The sequence below is a fragment of the Arthrobacter sp. B2060 genome, from assembly GCF_059090445.1.
On record NZ_JBNHFR010000001.1, the window covers coordinates 58,879 to 74,445 of the forward strand.

Annotated in this window: 23 protein-coding genes; 10 read left to right on the forward strand and 13 right to left on the reverse strand. The window is 63.6% G+C overall.

Annotation, left to right across the window (positions count from 1 at the left end; genetic code table 11):
* Nucleotides 1–168: 168 nt before the first annotated feature.
* Nucleotides 169–393, forward strand: a complete 225-nt coding sequence (locus AC5RUM_RS00300) for a hypothetical protein (RefSeq protein ID WP_494033069.1) — start codon at nt 169–171, stop codon at nt 391–393.
* A gap of 12 nt (nt 394–405) precedes the next feature.
* Here AC5RUM_RS00300 and AC5RUM_RS00305 read toward each other — a convergent pair whose 3' ends face one another.
* From AC5RUM_RS00305 to AC5RUM_RS00315, 3 genes are all read right to left on the reverse strand, one after another.
* On the reverse strand, nt 406–573 hold the full coding sequence (locus AC5RUM_RS00305; RefSeq protein ID WP_494033070.1) for a GIY-YIG nuclease family protein: 168 nt from the start codon (nt 571–573) through the stop codon (nt 406–408).
* A gap of 312 nt (nt 574–885) precedes the next feature.
* Nucleotides 886–3,009: a murein biosynthesis integral membrane protein MurJ gene (murJ, locus tag AC5RUM_RS00310; RefSeq protein ID WP_494033071.1), complete on the reverse strand. Its 2,124-nt coding sequence runs from the start codon at nt 3,007–3,009 to the stop codon at nt 886–888.
* A gap of 87 nt (nt 3,010–3,096) precedes the next feature.
* Complete coding sequence (locus AC5RUM_RS00315) at nt 3,097–3,540, reverse strand: GIY-YIG nuclease family protein (RefSeq protein ID WP_494033072.1); 444 nt, start codon at nt 3,538–3,540, stop codon at nt 3,097–3,099.
* Nucleotides 3,541–3,752: 212 nt separating this feature from the next.
* Here AC5RUM_RS00315 and AC5RUM_RS00320 point away from each other — a divergent pair, with 212 nt between their 5' ends.
* Nucleotides 3,753–4,250, forward strand: a complete 498-nt coding sequence (locus AC5RUM_RS00320) for a DUF2199 domain-containing protein (protein ID WP_494033073.1) — start codon at nt 3,753–3,755, stop codon at nt 4,248–4,250.
* A 41-nt stretch (nt 4,251–4,291) separates the two neighbouring features.
* The gene (locus AC5RUM_RS00325; protein ID WP_494033074.1) at nt 4,292–5,020 is read left to right on the forward strand and encodes a GIY-YIG nuclease family protein; all 729 of its coding nucleotides are present in this window, start codon (nt 4,292–4,294) and stop codon (nt 5,018–5,020) included.
* Between the two features lie 536 nt (nt 5,021–5,556).
* Here AC5RUM_RS00325 and AC5RUM_RS00330 read toward each other — a convergent pair.
* Together AC5RUM_RS00330 and AC5RUM_RS00335 are read right to left on the reverse strand one after the other, a co-directional pair.
* Entirely contained in the window at nt 5,557–6,147 is a 591-nt protein-coding gene (locus AC5RUM_RS00330) for a hypothetical protein (RefSeq protein ID WP_494033075.1), read from the reverse strand.
* Nucleotides 6,148–6,835: 688 nt separating this feature from the next.
* A complete protein-coding gene (locus AC5RUM_RS00335; protein ID WP_494033076.1) occupies nt 6,836–7,114 on the reverse strand; it encodes a YciI family protein in 279 nt (92 codons plus the stop codon).
* 74 nt (nt 7,115–7,188) lie between these two features.
* On the opposite strand from AC5RUM_RS00335, the gene AC5RUM_RS00340 reads away from it, so the two are divergent.
* On the forward strand, nt 7,189–7,647 hold the full coding sequence (locus AC5RUM_RS00340) for a hypothetical protein (RefSeq protein ID WP_494033077.1): 459 nt from the start codon (nt 7,189–7,191) through the stop codon (nt 7,645–7,647).
* On the opposite strand, the gene AC5RUM_RS00345 is transcribed toward AC5RUM_RS00340, so the two are convergent.
* Complete coding sequence (locus AC5RUM_RS00345) at nt 7,538–8,719, reverse strand: DUF2306 domain-containing protein (RefSeq protein WP_494033078.1); 1,182 nt, start codon at nt 8,717–8,719, stop codon at nt 7,538–7,540. The genes AC5RUM_RS00340 and AC5RUM_RS00345 overlap by 110 nt on opposite strands.
* Nucleotides 8,720–8,826: 107 nt before the next feature.
* On the opposite strand from AC5RUM_RS00345, the gene AC5RUM_RS00350 reads away from it, so the two are divergent.
* The 3 genes from AC5RUM_RS00350 to AC5RUM_RS00360 all read left to right on the forward strand — a co-directional run bounded on the left by AC5RUM_RS00350 (nt 8,827) and on the right by AC5RUM_RS00360 (nt 10,525).
* Entirely contained in the window at nt 8,827–9,003 is a 177-nt protein-coding gene (locus AC5RUM_RS00350) for a hypothetical protein (protein ID WP_494033079.1), read from the forward strand.
* Between the two features lie 74 nt (nt 9,004–9,077).
* Nucleotides 9,078–10,016: an endonuclease/exonuclease/phosphatase family protein gene (locus tag AC5RUM_RS00355; RefSeq protein WP_494033080.1), complete on the forward strand. Its 939-nt coding sequence runs from the start codon at nt 9,078–9,080 to the stop codon at nt 10,014–10,016.
* Nucleotides 10,017–10,105: 89 nt separating this feature from the next.
* Nucleotides 10,106–10,525: a nuclear transport factor 2 family protein gene (locus AC5RUM_RS00360; protein ID WP_494033081.1), complete on the forward strand. Its 420-nt coding sequence runs from the start codon at nt 10,106–10,108 to the stop codon at nt 10,523–10,525.
* Between the two features lie 11 nt (nt 10,526–10,536).
* Here the strand turns inward: AC5RUM_RS00360 and AC5RUM_RS00365 are convergent, their stop codons facing one another.
* Together AC5RUM_RS00365 and AC5RUM_RS00370 are read right to left on the reverse strand one after the other, a co-directional pair.
* Nucleotides 10,537–11,103 carry a hypothetical protein gene (locus AC5RUM_RS00365; RefSeq protein WP_494033082.1) on the reverse strand — a complete coding sequence of 189 codons (567 nt, stop codon included), beginning with the start codon at nt 11,101–11,103 and terminating at the stop codon, nt 10,537–10,539.
* A 441-nt stretch (nt 11,104–11,544) separates the two neighbouring features.
* Nucleotides 11,545–11,865 (reverse strand): DUF6884 domain-containing protein, encoded by a 321-nt coding sequence (locus AC5RUM_RS00370; protein ID WP_494033083.1) that lies wholly within the window; start codon nt 11,863–11,865, stop codon nt 11,545–11,547.
* 5 nt (nt 11,866–11,870) lie between these two features.
* On the opposite strand from AC5RUM_RS00370, the gene AC5RUM_RS00375 reads away from it, so the two are divergent.
* Together AC5RUM_RS00375 and AC5RUM_RS00380 are read left to right on the forward strand one after the other, a co-directional pair.
* On the forward strand, nt 11,871–12,170 hold the full coding sequence (locus AC5RUM_RS00375; protein ID WP_494033084.1) for a hypothetical protein: 300 nt from the start codon (nt 11,871–11,873) through the stop codon (nt 12,168–12,170).
* A 233-nt stretch (nt 12,171–12,403) separates the two neighbouring features.
* A complete protein-coding gene (locus AC5RUM_RS00380) occupies nt 12,404–12,556 on the forward strand; it encodes a hypothetical protein (protein ID WP_494033085.1) in 153 nt (50 codons plus the stop codon).
* A 236-nt stretch (nt 12,557–12,792) separates the two neighbouring features.
* On the opposite strand, the gene AC5RUM_RS00385 is transcribed toward AC5RUM_RS00380, so the two are convergent.
* From AC5RUM_RS00385 to AC5RUM_RS00405, 5 genes are all read right to left on the reverse strand, one after another.
* Nucleotides 12,793–13,284 (reverse strand): hypothetical protein, encoded by a 492-nt coding sequence (locus AC5RUM_RS00385; protein WP_494033086.1) that lies wholly within the window; start codon nt 13,282–13,284, stop codon nt 12,793–12,795.
* A gap of 12 nt (nt 13,285–13,296) precedes the next feature.
* Nucleotides 13,297–13,521: a hypothetical protein gene (locus AC5RUM_RS00390; RefSeq protein ID WP_494033087.1), complete on the reverse strand. Its 225-nt coding sequence runs from the start codon at nt 13,519–13,521 to the stop codon at nt 13,297–13,299.
* Nucleotides 13,522–13,570: 49 nt separating this feature from the next.
* Entirely contained in the window at nt 13,571–14,200 is a 630-nt protein-coding gene (locus AC5RUM_RS00395) for a hypothetical protein (RefSeq protein ID WP_494033088.1), read from the reverse strand.
* 88 nt (nt 14,201–14,288) lie between these two features.
* A complete protein-coding gene (locus AC5RUM_RS00400; protein WP_494033089.1) occupies nt 14,289–14,516 on the reverse strand; it encodes a hypothetical protein in 228 nt (75 codons plus the stop codon).
* Nucleotides 14,491–14,784 (reverse strand): hypothetical protein, encoded by a 294-nt coding sequence (locus tag AC5RUM_RS00405; RefSeq protein ID WP_494033090.1) that lies wholly within the window; start codon nt 14,782–14,784, stop codon nt 14,491–14,493. The genes AC5RUM_RS00400 and AC5RUM_RS00405 overlap by 26 nt, the downstream gene beginning before the upstream one ends.
* A gap of 59 nt (nt 14,785–14,843) precedes the next feature.
* Between AC5RUM_RS00405 and AC5RUM_RS00410 the strand changes: the two genes are divergently transcribed.
* Complete coding sequence (locus AC5RUM_RS00410; RefSeq protein WP_494033091.1) at nt 14,844–15,146, forward strand: hypothetical protein; 303 nt, start codon at nt 14,844–14,846, stop codon at nt 15,144–15,146.
* Nucleotides 15,147–15,567 lie beyond the last annotated feature (421 nt).

The following is a 15,567-nucleotide window of genomic DNA, read 5'->3' on the forward strand; positions in this document are numbered from 1 at the left end:
CACAATTGCGCCATGCTGACACCTTTTGTCCATCAGGCGACTTTGGTGATGAGTGCGGAGGATGACCTTGATGCTCCTGGAGCCGCCGTTACGCTAAAGCTGTGCGGCAGCTTGGACCACGAGCCCCCGTGCCGCGTCCCGCACCATACACATGCTGAGAGGGCAGGGATGGCCGTAGTTCTGCGCGTAGTTTTTGCGGCTGAACCGGACAGCCAGGAGGCCGTGCGCCACCAGATTGACGAGGCCCTAAAAGTGGGCAGCACGCGCAACCGGGCAGGTGAGTCCGCCCGGTGGGAGCTTGGCGGAAGCATGGCTGCCGAATTAAGCACAGCGGAGGCTGCGCTCGGCCGGCGCCTGGCTGGCCGTAGAGACACGGACACCGTCACCGGGTGACAGGCTGAGCCGCTAGTTCAGGTTCATGCCGAACTGCCGGGTCAGGAGCGCCCTCTTGAAATGGGACTCGGCTGCACCGACCTGCGCGGCCGGCGCGCTCGGCGAAAAGACCTGCAGGATGCTGAGCTGGAAGTGCTGCCGGTGCCGGGCGTCGGCGGCGGCCAGCTCCCGGAGGGCCACATTGCCGCCGTGGCCGTTTTGTGCGTTTGCGCTCCAGTGAGTATGTCAACCTGAATCAGGGCCACAGAGACGGCCTGATCCAGGACCATGCTGGCGCGACACAGCACGTGTGGGGCTTTTAGGAAACCATTAGAACGTCGGTTTTGAGGCCCTGTTTCCGAAACGGGTCCGGGTCCGGTAATAGGCCTCTACCGCCAGTCTCGGCGGAGCACCAGGATCAAGGCAGCGAAGGCCGCCGAGTAGGCCGCCATGATGCCCACCAACATCACGATAGTCCAAAGGACGTGGGGCGGAAGCGCAGCGGGGCGGAGATCAATTTTTCCGCGGCCGCCGGGGCTTGAAATGAGGGTTGTGGCCCGCCTTGCCCTGGAAGGTACGCCGGCCTGGCAGCGGGATCTCGTCCCGAAGCAGGCTTCCCTGTGCCGTACCGGGAATGTCTTCGGCAGGCAAGTAGCGGGCGCCGGAGGAGGAGCCGGTTTCGGGGTTCACAGGCACGGCGGGCATTGGTGATCGTTCGGGCACCGGGCCGGCCCGGAAGGAGGCGGCGTCGAATTCCCCGGAGATCCTGGGTATCAGGCCGGTATCCATCGAGACGGTGGCGCGCTCCGGCGTCGAACGTCCCGTTTTTGGGCCGGGGGCAGCTCGCGGCGAGGATGGCCCTTCCCCGGGTTCCGCCGCAGGTTCTGCTTCGCCTGAGGACGGGCCGCGGCCGAGCCGCCCCAGTAGGGGCCGGAGGAGGTCACGGAGTTCGGCCACATGGAAGATTTTGAGCAGGAAGACATAGACCACCAGCATGATGGGCCCGACGACGATGAGGGTCACCAAGGCGGTTGCCTGGTTGGTCCAGGCAAAGCCGTCCGGGCTGTAACTGCCCATCAGCCATAACGCGCCGGCGCCTGCAACGGCGGATCCCAGCGCCGCGTACCCCATCCTGATATACGAATTGGCAATCCGGGGACCGTCAAGGTGCCCCAGCAGCCGGCGCAGGAAGTAGGCACTGATGACCACGGAGAGGATGTTGCCGATCATGTAGAGGATGGCGATGGCGTAGATGATCTGGCCGACGGGCAGGAACTGGATGGCGAACGCACCGACAACGTTGGTAAGGGCGAGCAGAAGCTGGATGTAGAACGGTGTGCGGGCGTCCTCGTTGGCGTAGAAGACACGGGACATCATGAAATTCGCGCTCATAAACGGCGTGCTGAGGGCCAGGAGCGTGAGCGTCTGGGCCAGCATCACACCGTCCTGCCTGGAGCCGCCCGAGAAGAACATGCCCAGCGGGCCCGCCAGGGCGAAGAGGGCCAAGGCGCCAAAAACAGTGGCCACAGCCATGGTGCGCAGCCCGTGGGACAGGGCGGCACGGAGCTCGTCCCGGTTGCCGTCCTGGGAGGCACGGGTCATCCGATTGAACAGGACTGTGGCCAGCGAGATCGCGATGATCGAGTGCGGCAGCAGATACATCTGACTGGCCACCTCCAGCACGGCGTTGCCGGGCAGCATGGCGGCAGCCGGATCACCGGCAGCCTGGAGCCTGAGCCGCTCGGCTCCGGGAATCGTGGCGATACGCATGACATACAGGAAAGCGAGCTGCCCGACGGCGGCAGTCAGCAGCGTCCACACGCTGAGTTTTGCGGCCTGGCCAAGTCCCACTCCCCGCCAGCCAAACCGCGGACGCAGCTTCAGCTTCAGACGGAACACAGGCACCAGCAGGATGGCGGTCTGGGCCACTACACCGATGCTGGAAAATCCCGCCACGAGCAGGGTCTGTGAAGGACCCCAGTTTTCTAGGGTGTGCGGGTTGGCGATGTTGGCGCCGAAGATCCAGATGAACATCCCCAGCCCCGCGATGGCCACAAGGTTGCTCAGGATGGGTGCCCACATGGCAGGGCCAAAGGCTCCGTTTGCGTTCAGCACCTGGGTGAGGAGCGCGTACAGGCCGTAGAAGAAGATCTGTGGCAGGCACCAGAACGCAAAAGCCACCGCTAGCGACTTCTGCTGTGGCGAGTAACCCTGCGTGGTCAGTTCAATCACCCATGGGGCCGCAAGGGTCACCAGGGCCGTGAGCCCCAGCAGCAGGAGCACGGCCAGGGTTAGCAGCCGGCTGATGTAATCCGCTCCCCTGTCCGGCGCCTTGCTTGCCTTGATGATCTGGGGCACCAGCACGGCGTTAAAGACGCCGCCCGCAACCAGCAGGAAGATCAGGTTGGGAAGGTTGTTTGCGTTGATGAAGGTGTCGTTGACGGTGGACCCAAGTCCAAGGGCAATGCCGAGCATCCAGGTCTTGCCGAACCCCAGGAAGCGGGAAATCAGCGTTCCGGCGGCCATGATGGCACTGGAGCGGGATTCACTTGGGTGTGCCGGAACCGGTTGGGCGGCAGCGGGCCCGGTTTCACCGGCAGTACCCGCTTTGTCGGAAGGGAAATTGGTAGTTGACATTGAGTTCATCGTCTCACCGGTCCTGAACCAAACTGCCATATTCAGGTTTGCTGATCTGCCGCGTGGGACATGTCCGGCCTCTCTCTGCTAGTGACAAATGGAAGTCACATCAGAGCCTACGGGCTCGATCGGAGAGAACTTTGTCGCACGTCCACTCCAGCGTCCCAGGAAGCGCTCGGCGCCGTCGGCCTTCCCCACGTACAGCCTGCCGGTGCTGGTGTCGGCGATGAGGTAGATGCCCTGCACGTTGCTGAGCGCCGTCCGCCATTGGACGTAGCGGTCGTCGTTGATGACGGCCTGGAGCTCGTCGAAGCTGACAAGGAGCGAATCAAATCCCGGGAACGGCACACTTGACGGGTCGGAGATCTCGACCACCGTCATGTTGGTTGCCTGGTCTCCTGTCTTGGCCCAGTTCACCGCGTCCTTTGTCCACTCGATGACCAGCCGGTCCGCCAGGGCAGCGAAGACCAGGGTGGGCCGCAGATCAAAGAAAGCGGCGATCCTCGGTGCGCTCCGCCAGGACTTCGCCATGGTTCTCGTGCGCAGTAATGAACCGCGCCCGCCGGCCGGTCGTGGCGAGGAAGTTCAGCCAGACCCTGGGAGGAGTTGCCGGCAGCTTGCTGGCAACCTTGTCAGCCATCCTACAAGACCAGCACCCTGGCTCCAGCTCTCCCGGCCAACAGCAGCACGTTCCCCCAAGATGGGCCCGCGTAGACTCACAGCAGACAACCATTGGGGGATCTATGGACTCGTTGAAGGCACATGTGTGCGAGATGTGCGGGCGGCAGACGTCGGACCACGACAGGGACGTCCGCTTTCGGCTACCCGATCCGGTCCTGGACAGCCCGGAGCAGCACCACGCCGAAGGAAGCTGGCTGAGCGACCCGGACCCAAACCTCGCCACGCTCATGCAGATCCCGAACGTCAGCCCGTTCGTCCGGGCGCTGCTTCCGGTCCGGCTGGAGGGAGGGCACGAACTTCGGTTCGGCGTCTGGATCGCTATCCACCCCGACGACATCCAGCGCGCCTGCGCCGTCTGGAACTCTCCTGAGTACAGCGACCTGAAACTCACGGGCTACCTGGCCAACAGGCTTGAGCCGTGGGGCCTTTTCGCCGTCCCGGTAGACCTCGCCGTCCTGAACCCGGATCACACGCCCTACTGCGTGAGCAGCCCTGACGAAGTGCTGAACGATGTGCTCACCAAAGAGTGGCCGCACAGCGTCATCGCCTCACTGCCTTGACCTGACCTGACCTGACCTGAGTCTAGGATCGAGGAGTAGAGATGACAGGAAGCCCGTTGCAAAACGCGTCCGCCGTCGAGCATTTCGGTGAGCTGGTCCGGCCAGGGAAGTACGGTCACCGCCTGACCCGAGAGATGTACGCGCTGGTGAACAAGAAGTCCTCGACCCGGATCCCCGAGCACATGCTCACCGAGGAGCTGCGGGCCCTCTTGGCGCCGCACTATGAGGACGCTGAGATGACGGTTCACACCGACGAGTTCTGTCGGCACCACCGGGAAATGGCCCTGGAGAACTTCGACCTGAACATGGCCTTCTTCTCCCAGATCCCCCAGGACAACTTCGACGAAGCACTGGCCGAGCTGCTCCGGAAGAACAAGCGCCTGCGGCCTGTGACCGACCTGAAGTCCCTGGACGGAGAATGGGGCGTCTACGTGCTGGTGCTGGACGAATACCGGCAGGCCTACATCGGCCAGGCCTCGTGGGACATGCGCAAGCGGATCAAGGCGCACTGGTCCGGCACCAAGCAGTTTGACCGGCTCCTGTGGGGCGGCGTCGAGGAATCAGTGATGTCGATCGATTCGTTCCGCGCCCTGGACACGACCCGGATCTTAGCCTCGCGGACCATCAACTACGACACCCTGGAAGCCCGGCTCGTGCGGACGTTCCCGCCGGACTATCTGCTCAACCGGATCCACGGCGGCGCCGTGACGGGCCTGCGCGGGCTGTTCGTTTCGGCCGAGATGAAGCGGCGGCAACTCCCGGAGGCATAGCCGTGAGCTGATCTCTGATTCTCCACTGGAATCGGCAGGATGTTTCCGAAACGCTCAGGTTTGCTGGCTGGAAGGCGGTAACACCCCCGATTCAGAACGATATTGCCGGCACCTGCCCGGGAGGACTATGTCCGAAGTCAGCGGCAAACCAGTGGAACCTCTTCGGGAGACCCGTTGTCGACATATCCCCTGCCGCCAGGCTGGCTTTCGCACCATTCCTCGGCAACTGCTCCTCCGAATGACATCGCGGCCGGGGAGGATGCGGCGACAACCAGTACCAGGGCCGTCAAAAACCACAGCCAGCGCAGGCGTCTCGTCGCTCTTCCCTATCCGGAGGTACGCCAGGACTGACAAACCGCTGGCTGCCGCCACGAGAACAACTAGCCACCCGTTACGAGTTGAAGCACCCGGAGAAAGCCCCGACAAGCCAGCGAGAACGACCCAAAGCAGAATGCCAGGAGCCAAGATCACCAGCGCTCCTACATAGACTGCCGCGAAGCCTGCCCCCGCAGACCGCGCCTGACCCAATGCACCGGTCACTTGTACTCCTCCGGGTTGAGCGACAACACCTTTGCCCCGCAAGTGAGCTTAAGCTCCTCCCCGAGGGTCCCCAGCTGGCAGCCCTGGTCCTCGACGCGGGGCCAGCCCGAGAGTTCCGGCGCCTCGCGGCTGAACTTGTACGTAAAGTCGTCGTGCTGCGTGAAGATGTGGACGACGTCCCCGTCGAAGTCATCCTGGGTGACGAGAACGGACTGGCCATCCGGGGCTACCACCTTCACGTAATCACCAGAGCCAGCGGCAAGCAAAACCGCGAAAAAGAACACGAGACCAAGGAAGGGTACGGCCGCGGCGGCCGCCAGGGCCAGTGTCCAGCCGACAGTTCGCCGCAGCCATTTCCGGGGGATGCGGCTGATCAGCGACGGGGCCAGAAGCAGCGTGCCGGCGGCGCCGGCGAGGAACACCAGGACCAGGAGTGAGTAGACGACGGAACTGCCGGGCACACCGATGTAGATGACAAGGTGGCGGCCCGCCGCCTCACGGACCACCTCGTTGGCCGCATGGCTGCACGATGAGGCTAGTACGGCCACGGCGACGAGGGCGGCGCCCCAGATCTCCCGCCGCCTCATATACTGTCGGGCCGAGTAGGTTCACGGATCTCCGCTCCGCCCGGGGCATCCTCTATACACTCCTGCGGCTGCCCCGCGTCCCCCAACGTCATGGCTCCAGCCTATCGTCGCTAATGCTGGCTCGTGTCCTCCCTCGAGTCCCAGTCCTTTCTCCGGCAGGCTAATAAGCTTTCGACTCCATTCAGAAGTGATGATGCCGTTCTACGGAGTCAGCGGTCAGATGACCGCAGGTCCTCCATGGCGAGGACGCCCCAGTGTCTTTGAGGTTCGGGCCGAATCGAGTTGGGGCCCGACTGAATGGTCAGTAGTCAGGCCAATGGTCCCGGTTGTACCCGGCCGAAACCTCAGGGCGTACAGGACGCTCACAGACTCCGGAGAAGAACCCCTGATCCTGGGGCGCTGCGTCCTCGGACGCCGTTCCGCCTGACTGAATTTGAGCATCACTCATTGGCTCCCCCTGCCATTGTCCGGCCCCAGATTGGCCGCCGTATCCCCGACGCAGTTTACTGCGGGGCCGGTGTGAGGAGAAGGGGCATGGGCGAACAATGATCAGCCGTCGCCGGTGCCGCACGCACGGCTTTGCGTGCCTTCGCCCCGACTTCTGTTCCGTCTGTTGTCAGTGCGGCCAGCTGCAACGCCTCCTTCTTCTCAGAGGCAGCACGAGTCTTCCGGCGCCGCGGCCATGCGCTCAGTCGAAGCGCACGGCGTCCCACTCAAGGATTCTTGGAACGGCGAGTCCCTCGAGAACAAACGGGTCACCGGCGATAAAGCGCTCAGCGTCCTTGCGCGATCTGAATATCCCCATCGATGCACCGGCCGGATCCGTTGTTTGAAACGGGCCGAGTGCGAGGAGCCCGCCGCCGCCGGCATGGAACGCTTCAAAGTAGGCCTGATGGCGGGGGTACGTTTCAAGGATGCGCGAGCGATCGATGCCTTCGCTGAGACTGTACAACACGACGAATTCCATGTGGCCACTCCTGCCCGCCGATCCACCTGACGATGCCGAGACTGTACCAGTTGAAGCACGGCTACTCTATGGATATGGCAACGGGGGCAGGGAAGGACGGGAACAAGTACGAGTGGCAGTCCTGGCCGCCGGATTCGCTCGAGGGCATGCCGCCGAAGCGCAGGCGCCTGGCTGGATGGGTGGTGATCTTCTGGTTCCTTCTCCTTGGCGGGCTGCTCGGGCCTGCCTTCGAGGCAGTGGGCGTTGCGCAGCCGTGGCGCTCACTGCTCGTGGCTGCTGTGCTGGCCGCCGTCTTCGTGCCTCTTATCCGGGCGGCCGTCCTCGAAACACGCCAGCTGCGCGCCGAAGGGATTGAACTGCCCTCATATCCGGTCACCCGCAAATCGCTGATCTCCGCGGCCGTCATTGCGGGCGTGCTCTGGATCATTTTTGGCATCGCGATAAGCACGGGCCAACTCGTCTTCCCGCTGCTGCCGATCGCCGGCACGGCCTGGCTGGCCTTTCAGGTGCACCGCTGGAGACGCCGCCAGTAAGGATTGCATGCAGCCTGTGGCCCGTCCGGACTTCGCGGTCTCTTCTCGGTGCTCCCGCCGCTAGGTCGCAGCCCTCACTCAGGAGTTGTGGAACTGTATGCAGCAGTCTCGTGACGGGGACGCTGCAACCGTGCACTGAGACGCGCGCGGCGGCGGATGACGTACTCGGCCACGGCCAGGTTGGCCAGCCGGCGGCCCCCATGAGAACGGCACGGGTGGTCACATCGGGCGGGCCGGCCAGCAGCTCCGGGCCGATGAGGATGAGCGCCTGCGTCCCGGCCGCGACACCAATCGCGTAGGCGCGGGTCATCCAGGCCCCATGTGTAGTGAAGTCACGGCGCCTGAGGGCGAGGATCCCGAGGAGGATGCTGGCCAACATTCCGGTGCCGAAGACCAGCCGAAGAATCAGAAGGATGAGCCCGTCGCTGGGTGGCAGCGCGTAGAACAGCGCCATCCACAAACCGGAAAGGGCAGCGAGCAGACCCGCGGGTATCAGGACCCGGCCGGCAGCCTGGTGCCAGGGCCGCCTGCCCCTGCGCAGTGATGGAACGAACTGGAAGGCTCCCAGGACGGAGTAGACCGTGACGCTGACGATGTGGACCACCACCGGGACGGGTGAGGTGAAGAACCGCTCGTTCTTGGGCGTGATGTCGGCACCTCCGGCCAACTCGGTGAGGCGCGCACCACCGGCAAGCAGGGGAATAAGGCTGAGGAAAATCAGGGCAACAGGAACAATCCAGCGGTTACGGGGCAACGGACCGGAGCCGGGAGCTCCTGGCACTGCGGCGGCATGACTGGCGGCATTCACGGTGGATCCTCTTGTCGGTGGGATGGCCCTCAAAGGGCCGCTGGCACTGGAGATGCGCGGATCTGTAGGGGATGCGGTGGCTGCAAACCGACGGGAGGGTTTTCGTTGGTCCGCCAAGGGGCGGCGGGCCTGACCGTCTACCGGGGAGTCTACGCACGCGCTATGACCGCCACAACGACGCGGACCGGCTTCGGTAGGGTGATTGCAGGCTTCCAGGGTGCGCCACCGGCGACAGCGCAGTGACTCCGCAATTGCAGACTTCATGAATTGGTCAATTCCAGGCGGACAGGGGTTACCCTGTCAGAGAAGCTTGGGGAGAGGTTCCCGGCTGAAGGCTAGAGGGGGCCAGCTGAATGCCAGGCAGTGCGACTATGTCGATGACAGTGACGCCCGGGAATAACCGAGAGGACAGTTTCCCGGGCACCGTCCAGGACGCCAAGGCGGATGAACTCGGGAAGATCTTGGGCCACCACGACCCTGAAGACACCGGTTCAGGTGGCAGAGAATCCATGATTCCCAAGCTCTTCCCGATCTACGCATTCATCTAAGTAGCCCCGGGCACCGAAAGGACTTGCCGCCGGCGCGACGGAGCAAGCGCCGGTCAGCGTGATTCGATGGAGCGATGGTTACCCCTCCTCCCGCTGCTGTCACCCAGGACCTGGACAGGCTCTCGGCCGCCCTGGACACTACGATCCCGGCCAGGACAGAGTCCAACCTCCTGGTGGCGACCTGGAACGTCCGGGCGTTCGGCGATCTCACCGCCAAGTGGGCCGCGGGACCGAGGGACTCCCCCAAGCGGGATTGGCATGCGGTGGCGTGCATCGCCGAGGTCATCTCCCGCTTCGACGTCATCGCCCTGCAGGAGGCGCGGCGCAGCACCAAGGCGCTCCGGTTCCTGCTCGAGCGGCTCGGGCCTGCCTGGCGGGTCATCGCCTCCGACGTCGCCGAGGGTTCCGCCGGCAACGGGGAACGGCTCGCCTTCCTCTACGACTCCGATCGGGTCCAGCCCTCAGGCCTGGTCGGCGAGATCGTGCTCCCACCCATCGGGGACGATCCGGCACGGCAGTTCGCCCGCACCCCGTACTTCGCCGGGTTCAGCCGGGCCGGCACCGAATTCACCCTCGCCTCGGTGCACGTCCTCTGGGGCAAGAACGCCGCCGAGCGGCTCCCCGAGGTCACTGCCTTCGCCCAGTGGATGCGGAACTGGGCGGACCGGCCCAACGACTGGAACCACAACCTGATGGTCCTGGGCGACTTTAACCTGGACCGCATCGGCGACCCGCTCTACGAGGCCTTCGTCGACACCGGCCTCTGGCCGCCCACGGAACTGAACACGGTGCCGCGGACCATCTTCGACGACAGCGGAGCCAACAACTTCTACGACCAGATCGCCTGGTTTTCCGAACCCGACGGCACCCCGCTGCTGGACGGCATTGCCTACAACCAGCGCGCCGGATCCTTCGACTTCATCCCCCACGTCATGACCGGGCTGACGAAGAACGAAATCTCCTGGCGGATCTCCGACCACTACCCGCTCTGGGCCGAATTCCGGCTGGGCTGACAACCCCTCGGCCAGGATCCCCTTGGGCTTGGCCGGCACCGAGCCTAGTGTGGCAAGTATCAGAATGACTCTGAAAGATGGATGGGCTGATGAGTGAAGTTGTAGATAGATTAGCGGCGGCCCTAAATGCCCACGACCTCGAAGCGGCGGCGGCTCTTATCCACGAAAACTACCGCAGCGAGCAGCCCGCCCATCCTGGCGAAGCCTTTGTTGGTCGGGCGCAAATGCACGCCAACTGGCAGGCAATGTTCGCAGGGATTCCCGATTTCCACGCCGAACTAATCCGCTCCGTGGATGACGGCGACACAACGTGGAGCGAGTGGGCCTGGTCCGGAAACCGGGTTGACGGCCGAGACTTCCAGCTCTGCGGCGTGACGCTCTTTGAAGTGAAGAACGGCCAAATCACTGCAGGCAGGCTCTATATGCAGGACGTCGACCGTGCAGGCGTAGGCATAGCGGACGCGGTACAGGCCCTGTCTGGGCAACGCCCAGACGTACCGGAAGGCTGAGCATGTCAGCTTCACTTCTCGTCCATTGGGCTTCCTAGCCGATCCTCCAGCAGCTGCAGTCCGGTTTCACCGGCCGCCAGATGCAGCACCGCCTCGTCCGTTTCCAAGGCGACGATGCGCCAGCCTCGCTTCACCTCGGTGGGTCTCTTGGCCGGCGGTTCAACCGGGCCTTTGAGGATGACATCGAAGAACGGCCTGATCGTGCCGGCCGGGTCACCTTCGCCGACAAGATCCGGCTGGAACCTGACCGCACCGCGGGTCACTTGGGCGAACCCGGGCAGCCAGCGGTGGCGGGTGGAACCCGGATGGGAATTTGGATAGCGGATCGCGCACTCGATGATGCCTCGTTCGGCGTCTCGTGCCAGGCGTTCCCTCCTCTCCGGCGCTGCCATGCGAACGAGCAGGAGAGCGCCCAACCCAAAGGCACCGAAGGACATGGTCGTCGAACCCCAGAATCCGAAGCGTTCGCTGAGAAGGTCCGACGTGAAGGTAGCCAGGAAGAGCAGCAGCCCAAATGACCTCGTCAGCATCTTCTCCCACCAGCCCCGAGGTGCCGGGTCGAGCGTGTCCTCCGCCATGCCTGAATCCTTCTGCGGTCGCAGGCTAATAGTGGGGCCGGCGCAATGCATCGTCAACCAACCCTGCCTTGCCGGGTTATCCAAAGCCGCTGAAGCGGCGAAGACCCGGATAGCCGGGTCCGGCATCTGGAGGGAATGCAACCGGACCCGGCCAACCCTGAACCGACGGGTGCGGCTACCTTTAGCGTCAGGGCACAGCCAGTGTGGCCTGCGTACGTTGGGAAATCCGGGGCGGACGTCGCGGCGCGGACACGGCCTTACCCTCAGAATTGGGGGTCCGATTCGCTTCCTTCCGATACGAGCCCACGTTCTCTGCAGGGTCTGCCGCCTATGATGCGCGGGACCGGCGGCGGCTGGCGCTAAGGGTATGCCCCCATCCCCTTCGCCGTCACTCCAAGCCCGCCGTCGGCCCTGTCTGCGGCCTCGAGTCCGGCCAAACCCCTAGCGGCGGCCATCGCCGGAGAGCTGCGCGGTCAGCCAGCCGAGCTGCTGGCCGATCCCAAGTCCCTGCATGGGCACCTCGTACTCCCACGGGCCCCTGTAGACCGCGTACCGGTACTGCTCCCCGGCCAGGGCGATGAGCCTCAGGTTGTCGATGCCGGTCAGCTCGCTGGCGAGCTGCTCCCGCACCTGGTCGGCCCACTCGTGGATCGGAGGGGATGTGCGATGGTTCGTGCCGAGCCGCATGTCGTACGGCTCGATGACCTCGTCCGGATGGACGAGCCCGTGCTTGGCCGAGAGCACATACCGCCGGAAGGACAAAAAGCATGGCCACCAAATTCATACGCATCGACGACTGGACCGCACTGACCGGGGCCACCGCCGTCATTAAGATCCACAGCACCCCCGTGTGCACGGGAAAGGTTGACGCCGTCACCGCAGACGGAAACATCCTCTGGGTCCAGCCAGCGGTCGGCAGCAGAAGACTGTACGAAAAAACAGGAGCCTGCGTGGCTTGGGTGGACGACCACAACCTGGGGCTGCACTACCGAGTAACCCACCCGCAGCGACAAACCGCTACGAGCTCCCAACTCCTTGAACCTTCAGGCGCCCGCCCCTCAACGTGACAGCAAGTGGGCTACTCACGGCTTCTTGCAAAGAGTCCACCTATGATAGTTGGCACTGTGCCACGCTGTATGTCGCGGCGCCAACTATCCTCAGTTCCGCCAACTAAGTCGTCAACTCACACCAAGGACCAAATAGGTTGTCCGAAGGACCAAATGGATTGTCCATCTACAGCTCTCCCCTCTTCCGCGCATGGGCGAAGAGGCCGGCGTCGTCCTCCGCACACGTGGCTACCATGACGACCCCTACATATGAGCGCCCGGTAAAGGCCACGATGATTGTCCGCCTCGAAAACGGGGAGGAGTTCGAAGCGACGCCTGAAGACTTCGGGAAGTTCGGCTACGCCGACAAGAACACTGTGCTTGCCGACTGGAGGGCCTTCGTTTGAGGATGCCACCGGAGTGGACCTGCTCATTGACGGCTCCGAGCTGAACCCGCTGTGGGTAGCCCTGCATGAGGCCCTGAACAACCCGGCAGCCCTCACCCAACGGCTCCCTGGCGCAGACCCAGAGGGAGATCATTGCGCTGGCCGGAGACGCCCGCGCGTTTCGGTCCTCCGCACAGGACTTCTAACCCTCGGTACAGCAGTCGCTGTGGATCACATCGTAGCGGCGGTGGCTGACTTCAAGGGAAAGTCGCCACGGCGGTGCCGGCCTTGATGTGGACGATCGAACGGTACTCGTAGCCGTCACGGGGGCGTTTCCAGATGTTGGTGTGCCCGACGGCGACGCCGTCCCCGACCGAGTCCTCCATGGCCTGCTGGGTTTCTTCGAGGGTGTGGTGGACCATGAACTCTGCGGTGCGCAGCTGAACGCGGGTGGCGTAGTCCGGGGACTTCTCGGGGGGCGGGCGGACCAGCTTCGGCGCGGCGGCATCGATAAGGACCCACACCTCGCGGCCCTCATCCATAACGAGACCGTCGTAGGACCCGGTCATAACCTCCCACACGGCGGCGGTCGGGATGCTGTCCTCGCACCCTGGCTCCACCCACTTGTGCGGGGCGGCCTTCTCGTAAATGCTGCCCAGAAAGTAGGCCGGGCAGACAAGCGAGTCGATTGCGACGGCTTCAAGTTCCGCTTCGGAGCGGATGACACGGAGGTTGGAGAAGGGGTGCATGGCTTCTTTCCGCTACCAGGGCAGCTGGGATTTGAGGGTGCCCTTGGGGATGTCGTGGAGCAGGGTGTATTCGCCGGTGACCGGGTCCAGCTGGAGGATCGACATGTCCTCCTTAGCCACGCCGCTGTAGAGCCGGCCGGTGATGGCTGACCTGGCGTAGCCGAGCCCCGTGTGGGCTTTACGCCGCGGGGACCTCGAGGGGACGACGGAGACGAACGCGCTGTGTTTGGGAGCCACCTTCCGAGCCTCGGGGTCCCACAGAACCCAGACCTCCGAGGCCCAGCGGTTACGGCTGTCCCGTCACTCGTGTCCCTTCCTGTGTCCTCGCCTGGTTGATGCTCGCCGTCTGCGATGGAGTACTAGGGTCCAGGATGACCTCCGAACCCAGAACGGCCGTTCCGGTAGCCACGGCGGCCCGGCTGGCAACTGACGCCTTGGAAGCGAACACCACTCCCTCGACTTCAAATTTGTCGCTTGTCACGGTCTGCACCCTCCCAGGAGTCGCAGCAAAATCGAGGTTCAGAGTCATCAGTGACGATGTCCCTACGAGGATGTTCGAGATTGGAAGAGACACGCTCAGTGTTGAGGACGAGAGACTCTTCTCTGTCACTAATGAGAAATCAGTTGTTTGCCCGAAACCCAAAACCTCCAAGAGGTTCGTGCACTGATTTAGCCTGGTCACGGCAACGGCCGCAATTTTTTCGGGTGCGGACGACCCCTTGACTTCGCTGACATTTGCAAAAACTTCGATTTGGGTTCTGATGCACCCCTCAACATTGACAAACTCGGCGATGGAGGCCTGGCCGAATGATTTTATCTTGGTGACACTTGTCGCGGCGCTGCTTGGAACTGAGGCAACCAAGGCCTGAGTAAGCGTCAGGATAACGAGAGCAAGCATGCCAATGGTCTTCTTCACGATCGTCCCTTCCGTCAGTGCGGCCGGATTGCCACATCAGCGGAGGATAAGCGCGGCAACCTAGAGAAACCCTGTTGCAACCTATAGATCACGCCGCCGCGATGTCATCCTCCGGCGGGTCAGCAGGGGCGATTACGATCGTGACACGGCCTTCACGTAGTGCCCGGGCAAGATCACCGGGCTGTGGCGTCCCCGAGCCCTCCCGGAGGAGCATGCTCGCGGCCATTGCTCGGTTCAGCGAGATGATGTCACTCCCGCGCCGCGCGATGGCGGCGAGGGTCTGGCGGCGGCTACGGGGTTTGCGGGTCGAGGACAAGGCGGAGGCGTCCTTCCTTGATGGCTTGGCGCAGCTCGGCGGGGGAAACTTCAGTGATCAGGGCTTGGCTGCGATCGCTGCGATTTCCAGCCCAGACGGTGAGCAGGGCGCTGTTCAGCGATGCAAAGTCTTTTCGCTTGGCTGCCATGGTGGCGACGCTGACCAGCAGGCGGCCGGCGATACGGCCCAGGAGCCACTCGGTGAAGGTCAGGGGTTTGACGCCGTCGGCATGGACTTTTGCACGGTACTTGCGGTACTTGGCGATCATGCCGCCACGACCTTTCGGAGGGTAGGTTCAACGGCAATGAAGCGGCCTGCGCCGCCGGGGTGAAGCTTGGACACGAGCCTGGCCACTTCGGCAGCGTCAGCCGGGCCGGCACAGAGTTCACGCTGGCTTCGGTGCACGTGCTCGGGGGCAGGAACGCCGCAGAGCGCTTCCCGGAAGTGACCGCCTTCGAGCAGTGGATGAGGGCACGGGCAGACCGCCCCAACGACTGGAACGACAATCTGATGGTCCTGGGCGACTTCAACCTGGACCGCATGGCTGACCCGCTCTACGAGGCGTTCGTCGCCACCGGCCTGTGGCCGCCAACGGAAGTGAGATACGGTGCCACGGACCATCTTCGATGACAGCGGTGCCAACCGCTTCTACGACCAGATCGCCTGGTTCTCGGAGCCGACGGCACCCCGCTGCTGGACGGCATCGCCTACAACCAGCGGGCCCGGTCCTTCGACTTCATCCCTTACGTTTTGACCGGGCTTACGAAGAACGAAAGCGCCTGGCGGATCTCGGACCACTACGTGCTCTGGGCCTAGTTCCAGCTGGGCGAGGTCTGGACTGGCCTTCGAGGAATCCCAGCCACTGGAAGCAGCCGCGTGCCCGCGACATGCTTAAGTTTGAGTCAAGGTTTCCGCGCGGCTGAGGAAACCCAAGCCCTGATGGAGTCGAAGCGCCCTGATCCCTCGCGTCGTCGCAACAACGAGCAGCCCGACAGGGAGATCTCTTTGCACAAGATGCTGGAAGGCGCCAATGAGCACGGGAACGGCCATT

Coding starts and splice junctions, on each gene's coding strand:
- AC5RUM_RS00300 (WP_494033069.1), top strand. CDS start 169: ATGGCCGTAGTTCTGCGCGTAGTTTTTGCGGCTGAACCGGACAGCCAG.
- murJ (WP_494033071.1), bottom strand. CDS start 3,009: ATGTCAACTACCAATTTCCCTTCCGACAAAGCGGGTACTGCCGGTGAA.
- AC5RUM_RS00315 (WP_494033072.1), bottom strand. CDS start 3,540: ATGGCGAAGTCCTGGCGGAGCGCACCGAGGATCGCCGCTTTCTTTGAT.
- AC5RUM_RS00320 (WP_494033073.1), top strand. CDS start 3,753: ATGGACTCGTTGAAGGCACATGTGTGCGAGATGTGCGGGCGGCAGACG.
- AC5RUM_RS00325 (WP_494033074.1), top strand. CDS start 4,292: ATGACAGGAAGCCCGTTGCAAAACGCGTCCGCCGTCGAGCATTTCGGT.
- AC5RUM_RS00330 (WP_494033075.1), bottom strand. CDS start 6,147: ATGAGGCGGCGGGAGATCTGGGGCGCCGCCCTCGTCGCCGTGGCCGTA.
- AC5RUM_RS00335 (WP_494033076.1), bottom strand. CDS start 7,114: ATGGAATTCGTCGTGTTGTACAGTCTCAGCGAAGGCATCGATCGCTCG.
- AC5RUM_RS00340 (WP_494033077.1), top strand. CDS start 7,189: ATGGCAACGGGGGCAGGGAAGGACGGGAACAAGTACGAGTGGCAGTCC.
- AC5RUM_RS00345 (WP_494033078.1), bottom strand. CDS start 8,719: ATGAAGTCTGCAATTGCGGAGTCACTGCGCTGTCGCCGGTGGCGCACC.
- AC5RUM_RS00350 (WP_494033079.1), top strand. CDS start 8,827: ATGTCGATGACAGTGACGCCCGGGAATAACCGAGAGGACAGTTTCCCG.
- AC5RUM_RS00355 (WP_494033080.1), top strand. CDS start 9,078: ATGGTTACCCCTCCTCCCGCTGCTGTCACCCAGGACCTGGACAGGCTC.
- AC5RUM_RS00360 (WP_494033081.1), top strand. CDS start 10,106: ATGAGTGAAGTTGTAGATAGATTAGCGGCGGCCCTAAATGCCCACGAC.
- AC5RUM_RS00365 (WP_494033082.1), bottom strand. CDS start 11,103: ATGGCGGAGGACACGCTCGACCCGGCACCTCGGGGCTGGTGGGAGAAG.
- AC5RUM_RS00375 (WP_494033084.1), top strand. CDS start 11,871: ATGGCCACCAAATTCATACGCATCGACGACTGGACCGCACTGACCGGG.
- AC5RUM_RS00380 (WP_494033085.1), top strand. CDS start 12,404: ATGACGACCCCTACATATGAGCGCCCGGTAAAGGCCACGATGATTGTC.
- AC5RUM_RS00385 (WP_494033086.1), bottom strand. CDS start 13,284: ATGCACCCCTTCTCCAACCTCCGTGTCATCCGCTCCGAAGCGGAACTT.
- AC5RUM_RS00405 (WP_494033090.1), bottom strand. CDS start 14,784: ATGATCGCCAAGTACCGCAAGTACCGTGCAAAAGTCCATGCCGACGGC.